8 protein-coding genes and 1 tRNA gene are annotated in these 11,384 nt (G+C 77.2%); all 9 read right to left on the reverse strand.

Going from position 1 to position 11,384, the window contains the following annotated elements:
* Window position 1 precedes the first annotated feature (1 nt).
* Window positions 2–1,225 carry an AAA family ATPase gene (locus K2F47_RS23305; RefSeq protein ID WP_242907072.1) on the reverse strand — a complete coding sequence of 408 codons (1,224 nt, stop codon included), beginning with the start codon at window positions 1,223–1,225 and terminating at the stop codon, window positions 2–4.
* On the reverse strand, window positions 1,222–2,823 hold the full coding sequence (locus K2F47_RS41475; protein WP_242907074.1) for an ankyrin repeat domain-containing protein: 1,602 nt from the start codon (window positions 2,821–2,823) through the stop codon (window positions 1,222–1,224). The genes K2F47_RS23305 and K2F47_RS41475 overlap by 4 nt, the downstream gene beginning before the upstream one ends.
* Window positions 2,820–3,953: a leucine-rich repeat domain-containing protein gene (locus tag K2F47_RS23315; protein WP_242907076.1), complete on the reverse strand. Its 1,134-nt coding sequence runs from the start codon at window positions 3,951–3,953 to the stop codon at window positions 2,820–2,822. Before K2F47_RS23315 ends, K2F47_RS41475 begins: the two co-directional genes overlap by 4 nt.
* Complete coding sequence (locus K2F47_RS23320; RefSeq protein ID WP_242907078.1) at window positions 3,953–5,335, reverse strand: SDR family NAD(P)-dependent oxidoreductase; 1,383 nt, start codon at window positions 5,333–5,335, stop codon at window positions 3,953–3,955. The genes K2F47_RS23315 and K2F47_RS23320 overlap by 1 nt, the downstream gene beginning before the upstream one ends.
* Window positions 5,336–5,366: 31 nt before the next feature.
* Window positions 5,367–5,439, reverse strand: a tRNA-Leu gene (locus tag K2F47_RS23325).
* A 90-nt stretch (window positions 5,440–5,529) separates the two neighbouring features.
* Window positions 5,530–6,462, reverse strand: coding sequence for a DUF5954 family protein (locus K2F47_RS23330; protein ID WP_242907080.1), 933 nt, complete (start codon window positions 6,460–6,462; stop codon window positions 5,530–5,532).
* Window positions 6,463–6,573: 111 nt separating this feature from the next.
* On the reverse strand, window positions 6,574–7,626 hold the full coding sequence (locus K2F47_RS23335) for a rod shape-determining protein (RefSeq protein ID WP_242907082.1): 1,053 nt from the start codon (window positions 7,624–7,626) through the stop codon (window positions 6,574–6,576).
* Between the two features lie 188 nt (window positions 7,627–7,814).
* A complete protein-coding gene (locus K2F47_RS23340) occupies window positions 7,815–9,923 on the reverse strand; it encodes an ATP-binding protein (RefSeq protein ID WP_242907084.1) in 2,109 nt (702 codons plus the stop codon).
* Window positions 9,924–10,042: 119 nt separating this feature from the next.
* Complete coding sequence (locus K2F47_RS23345; RefSeq protein WP_242907086.1) at window positions 10,043–11,149, reverse strand: polyprenyl synthetase family protein; 1,107 nt, start codon at window positions 11,147–11,149, stop codon at window positions 10,043–10,045.
* Window positions 11,150–11,384: the final 235 nt, after the last annotated feature.

The raw sequence follows: 11,384 nt of genomic DNA on the forward strand, positions 1-11,384 counted from the left end.
GCTAGCCGCCGGGCAGCGCGCCCGACACCCGCAGCAGGTCGACGAACGCGTCGATCCCGCGCGGGACGGGCCAGGCGGGGTCGCGGAGCGCGGCGAGGTCGCCCGCCGCCCGCGCCGCGACGTCGGGCACGCCCGCCTCCACCGCCTTGGCCAGCACGTCCCACCCCGCCTCCCAGCGCTCGCGGGTCGGGTCGGCCTGGACGGCCACGACGACGGCGGTCAGGAACGCGAGCTGCCGGTCGCCGCGTCCCGGCAGCGCGAACGCCGACGGGTCGGCGAGCACCCGGTAGGGATCGGGCAGGTCGAGCTCCTCCAGGTAGGACAGCAGCTCCAGTCCGGCGCCGTCGCCGACCGCGCCGACCAGCGCGGCGGCGAGCGCGTCCGGGTCGTTCCGGGGGGTGTGGATGGTCGTCCCCCCACGGGAGTATGGCCCGGCGCCGGCCGCGTAACCGGTCGCGAGGAGCCGCAGCGCCATCTCCCAGCTGCGCGGCGACGGCCACGCCCCGCCGCGCGCCTCCGCGTCGGACGGCAGGTGGTGCGCCAGCCCCGGACGCGCCGTGAGGAACCCCGACACCGCGCCGCGCGCCCGCGCGACCGCCGAGGGCACCCGCGCCGCGTCCACGACGGGCACGGCCGGCTCCGGCCAGGTGCCCGCCATGCCGCGCGCGACCGTCCTCGGGTCGTGCGTCCAGCGCAGGTGCACGAACCGGTTCGCGAGCGGCGGGCTCAGGTGCCAGCCGTCCGCCGCGCTCGCCGGCGGGTTCGCGGCGGCGACCACCCGGACCCGGCCGGGCAGCGCGAGGCTGCCCACCCGCCGCTCCAGCACGACCCGCAGCAGCGCCGCCTGCACCGCGGGCGGCGCCGAGGACAGCTCGTCGAAGAACACGACGCCGCGTCCGGCGGCCGCGAGCCGCACCGCCCAGTCGGGCGGCGCCATCGGCACGCCCGTCGCGGCCGGGTCGTCGCCGATGACCGGCAGCCCGGCGAAGTCCGACGGCTCGTGCACGCTCGCGATCACCGTCTCCAGCGGGACGCCGAGCCGCGCGGCGAGCCGCTCCACGCCCGCCGTCTTGCCGATGCCCGGCTCGCCCCACAGCAGCACGGGCACGTTCGCCGACACCGCGAGCGCCAGCGCCTCCAGCTGGACGCTGCGGGCGGGCTCGGTGCGGGCCGCGCCGACGTGGTCGTTCAGCTCGTCGGCCGCCGCGAGCGGGTCGGCGCTCATCGTTGCGCTCCGTCGCGGAGCCAGTCCAGCTCCGTCCGCTGGTACACCTTGATCATCTTGGCGAGGGACCGTCCGTGGACGTCCCGCACGCCGGTGCGGGCGCCCGCCTCGACCAGCGCGCGGACCACCTCCGGCGAGCCGAACTCGCCGACCGCGACGTGCAGCGGGGTCCGATTCTCGTGGTCGGTGCCCTCAAGGCCGAGCCCGGCGTCCAGCAGCCTCGGCAGCAGCACCTCGTGGTCCACCATGTGGATCTGGTGCAGCAGCGTGCGCCTGCGCCCGTCCCGGACGAACGGGTCGAGCCCCTCGTCCAGCAGCCGCAGCACGGCCTCGGTGTCGCCGTGCTGCACGCACAGGAACACCTCGCGCCGGAACTCGCGCAGGACGCGCGGCAGCAACCCGCCGCCCCGCCACGACCGCTGGACGGCGAAGCAGCCCTGGGTCCGCCCGCCCAGCGCGAGCAGCGCGCCTTCACGCTGCTGCTCCTCGGCGGTGTGCGGCACCAGCAGCCCGTGACCGCCCGACATGACCTCGTGCCACTCGCCCTCGCACCGCACCCGCGTCGGCCCGGGAGGCACCATCCCCGGCGGGCCCGAGGCGGGCGGGTGGCCCGGGAACAGCGCCGCCGTGACCAGCGGGTGCAGCTCCTCCGGCGTCACCATCCCGGCGCGCAGCAGGTCGAGGTCGGGCAGCCGGCGCCACCGGTGCTCGGCCAGCCGCACGGCCGGCCTGTCGCGCTCCTTGCGCGACACGGGCCGCAGGAGCGGGCGCGCGCGCTTCCCGTCCGCCCGCACGACCAGCTCCTGATACGGCCGCACCGCCACCCACAGGGGGGACACTCCGCCCAGGTGGCGGGCGATCTCGCGCGCGAGCAGCGCGGGCGCCACCGGCGCCGACGCGAACGTCGCCGCGTTGAGCCAGCGCGGGTACCGCTCGTCGCCGGTCAGGTCGAAGTCGATGCCGACGGCGTCGAAGGCGGCCTCGACGTCGCCGCGCTCCCAGGCGAGAGCGGTCCACTCGTGGAGCGCGGGCCCGCCCTCCGGCGGGGACGCGGGCAGCTCGTCCGGTGCCAGCGGCGTGCCGTCCGGGTGGAAGAAGGGGGCGCGGTCCCCGTCGCCGCAGTAGCGGAGCAGGTCCCCGGACCGGCGGGCGTCGAACAGGTGCGGTGCCGACGTCCAGTCCCGTGCCCCCTCGGGCCAGGGGAGCACGGCCAGCCGCAGCCGCTGCGGCCCGTGGACGTGGCGCGGCGCGACCACCTGGAGGACGGCCGTGCGGGAGCCCTTGCCGTAGCTCGCCAGGCAGAGCACCTCCCTGGGGGCGACGGCCGTCTGGCCGCCGCCGGCCCGGGGGAGGTGCCAGCGCAGCAGGTCGGGCGCGAAGTGCCGCAGGTCGTCCTCCAGCCGGGACGCGACCTTGGCGCCGGACCTTCCCGCGACGTCGGCGAGGTCGAACGCGACGTCGACGTTCGCCGCCGCGCATGCCCCGCGCCAGTCGCCCGCCAGCCGCCGCTCGGTGGCCTTCTCGATCATCGAGCGGGGCACGGCGTGCCGGCGGATCCGGAGCGCGGCGACCAGGGCCTCCCGGGAGGTCCCGGTCACCGGTAGACGCTCACGATCGCGCGCATGTCCGGGTGGGCGCGGGTGGCGGGGCGCAGGAACCCCGCGACGGCCCGCTTCACCCGGCGCGGCACGCCCGGCCCGAACCCGAGATACTCCAGCCGCGTCCCGTCGCTGACCCGCGCGAGCAGGGCCTTGGCGCCGCGTCCGGTGACGCCGCTGTGCCGCAGTTCGAGACGGCGGAGCGGGCTGCCGGGGAGCGCCTCGGCGAGCGCCGCCGCCCCCTCATCGCCGGTCGCGTTGGACGGCGCGCCGAGCGCGCGCTCCGACGGCGGGCGGCCGAGGTCGAGCGCCTCGATCCGGTCGAGCGCCGCCGCGAGGGCCCGTGCTCCGGCGGGCCCGACGCCGTTCCCGCCCAGCCCGAGCCGGACGGGACGCTCCCCGCACCGCGCGGCGTCCGCCAGGATCGCCGCGCCGTCGTCGCCCAGATGGTTCACCGGCACGTACAGCTCGCGGACGCCCGCGTCGCGCAGCAGCGCGGCGAGCAGGGGCGCCGCGTCCGGGCCGAGCCCGTTGCCGCCGAGGAACAGCCGCTCCAGCGGTGCGTCCCGCGCTGCCAGCGCGTCGAGCAGCGCACGCAGGCCCGCCACGCCGAGACCTGTGTTGACCAGGTCGAGCGTGCGGATCGTCCGGTTGGTCCGCAGCATCGCGGCGAGCGCCGTGGCGCCCGCGTCGCCCACCGGGTTGCGCTTCAGCCACAGCGCCCGCACCTCGCCGTCGGAGGCGAGCCGCCGGGCCAGCGCGGCCGCGCCGGCCTCGCCGACGCGGTTGCAGCCGAGGTAGAGCGTGCTCAGACCGTGGCCGGGGGCGAGGGCGTCCGCGATCGCCCGGGCGCCCGCGTCGCCCATCGCGTTCGTGCCGAGCAGCAGGTGCGCCGCGTGCGGGGACGCGACCGCCGCCGGGACGAGCCGCGCGACGCCCGCCGCGCCGAGGCCCCGCTTGCACAGGTCCACGCGCCCGTCGCGGCAGAGCGTCCCGAGCGGGAAGCCCTCGTCGGCCTCGGGCGGTGCGCCCTCGGCGAGCCGCGCCAGCAGCGGGTCGAGCGCGGCGGGGTCGGCGAGCGGCACGTCCGGGTGCTCGATCGCGGGGCAGCGCACGGGGGTCGGAGCCATCACCACTCCACCGGTCGGTAGTCCTTCAGGAACAGCCCGGACAGCCGCTCGCCGCCGACGCCCCGCACGATCGGGTCGTACACGCGGGCGGCGCCGTCGATCACGTCCAGCGGCGGCCGGAACCCCGCCTCCCGCTGCGCGAGCCTGCCCGGATGCGGGCGCTCGTCGGTCACCCAGCCGGTGTCGACGCTGGTCATGTGGATGCCCGCCGCCGCGTAGTCGGCCGCCGACGTGCGGGTCAGCATGTTCAGCGCCGCCTTGGCCATGTTGGTGTGCGGGTGGCGGACGGTCTTGTCGCGGCGGGCGAAGCTGCCCTCCATCGCCGACACCTGCACCACGTACCGGTCGGGCCGGGGCGAGGCCTCCAGCAGCCCGCGCAGCCGCGCCGTCAGCAGGAACGGCGCGAACGCGTTCACCATGTGCACCTCGGCCCACTCGGCGGGGTCGACCTCGTGCAGCCGCAGCGTCCAGCTGTTGCGGTCGCGCAGGTCGAGCGGCTCACCGGTCTCGTCCGTGCGGCCGAGGGGGAACAGCGCGTCGTCCCGTGCCGCGAGCGCCGCGATCGCGCCGTGCGCCGGGGCCAGGGACGCGCGGACGCCCTCCGCGACGTCCACCCGCGCGGCCGGGCCGGTCAGCGGCAGCGCCTCCGCCGCGCGCACCTCCCGGTGGTAGGCCGGCGGCCGCCGGACGGTCTGCGCCGCGTTGTTGACCAGGACGTCCAGATGGTCGAACCGGTCGTGCACCGCGTCCAGCAGCCCCGCCACGCCGGGCAGGTCGAGCAGGTCGACGCCGTGGACGTGCAGCCGCCCGATCCAGTCGCCGTGGTCGCCGACCGCCGCGAACCGGCGCGCCGCGTCGCGCGGGAACCGGGTGGTGACCAGCACCTCCGCGCCGTCCCGCAGCAGCTTCAGCGCGACCTGGAAGCCGATCTTCACGCGGCCGCCGGTCACGACGGCGCGGCGCCCGCGCAGGTCGCAGCGCGCGTGCCGGCGCGCCGCGTTCTCCCGCGCGCACTCCGGGCACAGCAGGTGGTAGTCGGGATGGACGTCCCGGTAGGGGGTCTTGCACACGTAGCAGCGCCGCGCCGCCACGAGCGTCCGCCACGCGCCGTCCGGCGGCGCGGCGGATTCCAGCTCGGGTGAGGGGTTCTGGTCCTGGAAGCGGGTCGTGGACGCGAGCGCGGCGAGGTCGCGGCGGCGGCGTTCGGCGGCGCGGGCCGTCCGGCGGGCCTTCTTGCCCGACCGGTGCACCTGCGAGGCGGCCTCGTGCACGGCCCGCCAGCGCGGATCGCCCGGGTCGGCGTGCCGCGCCCGCTCCAGCAGCCGCAGGCACGCGGCGAGGTCGGCCGGGTCCGGCGCATCCTCGGCCGGGACGGTCGGCACGGCGCTCCTCGCTCCCCGGGGACGGATGGGGCAGAGCCGACCGGATTCGAACCGGCGTCCTCCAGCGAGCTGCGGTGGCGCGACGACCTCTGCGCTACGGCCCTGCCGTGCGGCAGCCTAGCGAAACAGCGGACATTCCGCCCTCGGTTCCCCGGGATGAAGATCGCGTTCAGCCGTCGCCGGGTCCTCCGTGCTCAGCCGTCGCCCGGGTCCTCGTCGGAGGGGCGGGCGGGCTCGGGCCCGTCCGGGCCGACCCGGACCATCCGCACCACGCGGACGATGCGGAACCGCCGCCCGCACGCCACGAACTCCACGCCCCGCTCGGCGTCGACCTGGTCGGCGGCGCGCGCGTACTCGGCCAGCTCGCCCTTGCTCGGCGGCGGCCCGCCGCCCGGCGCGTGCCGGGGCAGGATCACGCGGAAGTAGTGCGCGAGCGCGTCCCGGGCGTCCTGCGGGCCGTCGCCGCCGGTGAGCGGCCGCCACCGGTCGTCGAGGTCCTCGGCGACGGTGAACTCCGGCGGCAGCAGCACCACGCCCGGATGCTCGCGGATCGCGGCGACCGCCTCCCGGCGCACCGCCTCCGGGACGGTCCCGGCGGCGGGCAGCAGGCTCAGCAGCTCCAGCCGCAGCGCCGCGTCCGACGGCCCGACCGGCGCGGTCGGGTCGATGAGGAACGAGCGCAGCGGGCCCTCCTCGGTGTCGGTCGGGCGCGCGGGCTCGGGGCCGTCCTCGCCGAACCGGGTGAAGCCCAGCACCCGGACGATCCGGTACCGGAGCCCGCCCACCGCGAAGTCGGTCTCGCCCGTCTGCTCGCCCACCTCGGGGTCGCACCGGTCGGCGATCGCGAGCATCCTCTCCCGGACGCGCCGCTCGTGCCGCCCGGCGCTGTGGCGCAGGTGCATCGCGAGGTCGATGCGCGCCCCGTAGGGCTCCAGCGCGCCGAGATGCCGGATCCGCCACGCGCCGCCGGACCGCTCGGCGACGCCGAAGTCCGGCGGCCCCGCGCCCACGATCTTGGGGTACACGCGCATCCGCTCGGCGGACTCCTGGTCGCGGACCGCCTCGACGGGCCCGAGATCCCGGACGAGGTTGATCAGGTCGTATCCGGGCATGCCCTCGCTGGCCATGCACCCATCGTGACGCCGCGACCGCCGCGCCGCGCAGCAAACGACCGCACGGTCACCAAACCCGTGCTCGTCACGCCCCCTTTTCCCGATATGGGGGAGCTTGGCGAAGGGTCAATACTGCGGGACGGTCGTCAGGGGTTGCGGGTGGGGCGTGATGTCGTGGGCGGACGGCTGGGAGCCCGCCGCGCGCAGGACGCCCGCCGCACCGATCACGGCCGCGTCGCCGGTGTCGTCGCCGAGCCAGGCGTCCAGGCCGGTGCGCTCGCGGACGAGCCGGTCCAGGCCGGGCAGCCGCGCCGATCCGCCGGTCAGCGTGACGCCGACGCTGAGCAGCTCGCCGGAGATCTCGGGGGAGCAGCCGCCGAGCCCGGTCCGGATCGCCTCGACGATCCGCGTGACCGGGCCCTCGATCGCGCGCTGCACGTCGGTGGTGGTGAGCACCAGCCGCCGGGGCAGCCCGGTCGTGACCTCCCGTCCCTCGACCGCGGCCTGCCGCGCCGGGTGCCGTCCGATCGGCGGCACCGCGCCGACCGCGATCTTGGCGGCCTCGGCGGCGGCGGGCGACAGCGCCACCCCGTGCTCGCGCCGGACGAGCGCGGCGATCGCGCGGTCCAGCGTGGACCCGCCGACGTGCGCGGTGTGCGAGGTGACCAGCCCGCCGAACGCGATCACGCCGACGTCGGTGACCTCCGCGCCGATGTCGGCGACGACCGCGATCTCCGGGCCGGACTCGATCAGCCCCATGCCGACGGCGGCGGCGATGGGCGTCGGCACGAGCGTGAGGCGGCGCGCGCCCGCCTGGTAGGCGGAGAACTGGAGGGCACGGTAGTGGACGGACGACAGCCCGCTCGGCACCGTCATGACCAGCCGGGGCCGCGCCATGTAGTGGCGCCGGTGGTGGGTGCGGACGAGATGGCGCATCAGGTACTCGGCCTCGTCGGTCTCGGTCGGCGCGCCCTCGCGGATCGGCCGCACGAGCCTGACGTCGGGGCTCCGTCCCGCCATCTGCTGGGCCGGGACGCCGAGCGCGAGGATCCGCCCGCTCCGCCGTGAGCGGGCCAGCAGCGACGGTTCTCGGCACACGACCCCGCGGCCCCTGACGTGCATCCGCACGGTCGCGCTGCCGAAGTCGATCGCCGTGTCCCGGCCCGCGTAGTCCCACATCGTCGCGTCCCCCCAATCGCCCGGAATGCGCACGGAGTCCTGTTGATGCCCCCGGTGCCCGGGGCAATGCCCACCGCCGGGTAAGCGAATGGCAACGGCACGGCGAACGCGCATCCGGAATGTCGGACAGAGGTGGGGCGGCCTCCCGTGGGCCCGCGCCGCAATCCCGCGCCGGGCCCAAGAGATCATCAGTTCCGTCCCGCGTCGTCCTCGGAGGGCGGGCCGGCCGGGGCGAGGGCGTAGTCGAGGCCGTCCTCGGTCGGCATGCGGAGCCCGGCGGTGTGGGCGGCCTCGTAGCCCTCGTCCCCGAGCGCGGCGCGCAGGCCCCGCTCGCACTCCCGGCGCGCCGCGACCAGCTCGGGCGAACCGAGCTGGGGGAGGCCGTGCGAGCGCCACAGCCGCTGCCCGACCCCGATGAGCCGCGCCGCGGGCTCGGCCTCCCCGGTCGCGGCGAGGGCCAGCGACAGCGCGTCCACGCACAGGGCGAGGAACCAGGTGTCGTTCAGCGGGCGCTTGGCCACCAGCGCGTCGCGGGCGTGCGCGGCGGCCTCCTCGGGATGGCCGAGGCCCAGCTCCGCGAGCGCGTGCACGTAGTCGGCCCACGCCTGGAGGCAGCGTTCGCCGCGCTCGGCGCTGTGCGTCCGCGACTCCCGCGCCAGCTCCGCCGCCTCCGCCAGCTGGCCGAGCTGGACGTGCGCGAACGCGCGGACGCCGCGCTCCAGAAACCAGATCGCCTCGTCCACGCCGCCGCGCGCCGGGTCGGGCCGCAGCGCCCGCATCATCCGCAGGGCCTCGGCGTTCCGGCCGCGCAGCGTCATCGACGATCCGGCCAGGAACTCGGCGGCCGTCGCGGCGAGCCGCCCGGTGTCCGCGCGGCAGATCTCGACGCACTGGTCGGCCGCCGCGAGGTCGCCCTGGGCGAGCGTGATCAGCCCGCGCGCCCACGCCGCGCGCGTCCGCGCGAGACCGGGCCTGGACGAGACGGCGAGCGCCCGTTCGAGGAAGTGGCGCCCCTCGCGCTGGTAGCCGCACGCGTACCAGTAGAACCACAGCGCGCCCGCCAGCTCGACCGCGTCGTCGCCGTCGCGCGGGTCGGCGAGCGCGCCCTCCAGCGCCGCCCGCACGTCCGGGTGGACGGCCCGGACGCGCTCGTACCAGTCGATCTGCCGCCCGCCCATCCAGAAGGCGTAGGCGCGGCGGGCCATCGCGAGGTGGAAGGCGCGGTGCCGGCGCGCGATCTCCTGCTCCTCGCCCAGCTCCCGCAGCCACCGCGCGCCGTACTCGCGGACCGTGTCGAGCATCCCGTAGCGGGCGTGCGGGCCCGTCCCGTCGCACGTCAGCACCGACTTGTGCACCAGCCGTGCCAGCACGCGCGGCAGCTCGGCGGCGGTGAGCGGCCCGCCCGCGCACACCTCCTGGACGGTCTGCCGGTCGAAGTCGGCGGCGAACACCGACGCCCGCGCCCACAGCAGCCGCTCGGCGGGCCCGCACAGCTCGTGGCTCCAGCCGATCGCCGTGCGCAGGCTCTCGTGCCGGCCCGGCTCGTGGCCGGGGCCCCGCGCGAGCATCCGGAACCGGTCGTCGAGCCGGTCGGCGACGGCCTCCACCGGCAGCACCCGCAGCCAGGGCGCGGCCAGCTCCAGCGCGAGCGGCAGCCCGTCCAGCCGCCGGCACAGCCGCGTGACGGCGTCGCGGTTCGCCTCGTCCACCGCGAACCCGGGGACGGCGTGCCGGGCCCGCTCGGCGAACAGCCGCACCGCGTCGCCGGCGTCTCCCTTGGCGCCGGGGTCGACGGGCAGCGGCGCGAGCGCGATGACCCGCTCGCCGTCGGCCTCCAGCGGCTGCCGGGACGTCGCCAGGATGCGCAGCTGGGGCGCCTCGGCCAGCAGCGCCCGCGCGAGCGCCGCGCACGCGCCGGTCAGGTGCTCGCAGGTGTCCAGGACGAGCAGGGTGGAGCGTCCCGCCAGGTGCCCGGCCAGGACCTCGGCCAGCGGCCGCGTCCCGGGGTCGTGGACGCGCAGCGTCGTCGCGACCGTCGGGACGAGCAGCACCGGGTCGCGCAGCCGGGACAGCTCCACCAGCCAGATCCCGTCGGGGAACCGGCCCCGGGCGCGCCGCGCCGCCTCCAGTGCGGTGCGCGTCTTGCCGACGCCGCCCACCCCCGTGAGGGTGACCAGCGGCGACTCCTCCAGGGCGCCGTCCAGTTCGGCGAGCTCCACGGCCCGTCCCACGAAGCTCGGCAGTCCCACGGGCAGGTTCCCGCCCCGCCCGCCGTCCGCCGTCGTCGATGCGCTCATCTCCCGCCACCGTTCCGCGTTCTCCGGGACTCTCGACGGTAGCCGCGCGACAGCGCCTGGTAAGGCGAACGTCCGAACCCGGCCCGACTTCGTGCGTCCCGGCTCCGGCGGGGCCGTGATCAGGGAATCCGGGCCGCGACCCGGCCGATGACCGCGCGCAGGGCCGCGGCGGGCCCGGGCGGCGGGTCGGCGGCGTCCAGGCAGGCCGCCGCGGCCGCGAGGTGCTCGGCGGCCGCGTCCGCCGCGAGCCGCCGCGCGCCCGTCCGCTCGACGAGCCCGGCCAGGTGGGCCAGGACGGCGGGGGAGAACTCGGCCCCGGTCTCGAAGGCGGCGGCCAGCTCGCGTCCGGCCGCCGTGCCGGAGGCGAGCGCCGCCACGACCGGCAGCGACCGCTTGCGGCGGGCCAGGTCGCGGTGGACGGCGCCGCCGGTCCCGCGCGGGTCGCCCCAGAGGCCGAGCATGTCGTCGGCCAGGTGGGAGGCGTGGCCGAGCCGCTCGCCGAACATCCGCATCAGCCGCACCCGGCCCGCGCTCCCGCCGCCGAACATCGTGCCGAGCGAGCAGGCGCAGCCGAGCAGCGAGGCGGTCTTGCCCGCGATCACCTCGCGGCAGTCGTCGGGCGTCGGGGCGGGCGCGGCGGCCAGCCGCAGCTCGGCGCCGCGTCCGGCGCCGAGGTCCTGGAGGCCCGCCGCGAGGTCGTGCAGGGCCCTCGGCGCGATGTCGCGGGGGCCCGCGGCGAGCACGTCCATCGCCGCGACCATGAGGGAGTCGCCGGTCAGCAGGGCCTGCGCGGTGCCGAACACCGTCCACGCCGCGGGCCTGCGCCGCCGCGTCCCGCCGCCGTCGATGATGTCGTCGTGGAGCAGGGTGAAGTGGTGGACCAGCTCCACCGCGACCGCCGCGGGCAGCGCGGCGGCCGCGTCGCCGCCCGCGGCCTCCCCGCACAGCAGCGCGAGCGCCGGGCGGATCGAGGCCGCCTCGTCGGTGGTGTCCGGGCCGAACAGCGGGCGCTCGTGCTCGTCCCACCAGCCGAGGTGGTAGCCCGCGACGCGGCGGACGGCGGCGGGCAGGCGGTGCACGGCGGCGCTCAGCGCGGGCTCGAACAGCGCGAGGTGCTCGGCCTGGAACGCGGTGCCGAGCGGGCGCGGGGCGTCTCCGGCGGGCGGGGCGGCTCCGGGGGGCTCGGCGGCTCCGGTGGGCGGTGCCGGTGCCTCGGTCGCCGTCATGTTCGATCCCCTCCATCGTCCGCCCGGTAGGTCAGGGCCACCGTATTCGGACCCATCCAGAACAACGGGGCGAGACATGGCCGTTCCGGCCCGGCATTGCCTTTCCCTGACCTTCTCCTTACCTCTCGACAACCTGGCAAAGGTCCCGGAACGAAAGGGGGGGTGACCTGGCAAAGCGGCGCCAGCGATGCCGCCCCTACCGCTTAGATCGGAGGTGTCAGGCAGAACTTCTGGC

Source organism: Actinomadura terrae (assembly GCF_022751215.1).
GTDB classification, from domain to species: Bacteria; Actinomycetota; Actinomycetes; order Streptosporangiales; family Streptosporangiaceae; genus Spirillospora; species Spirillospora terrae.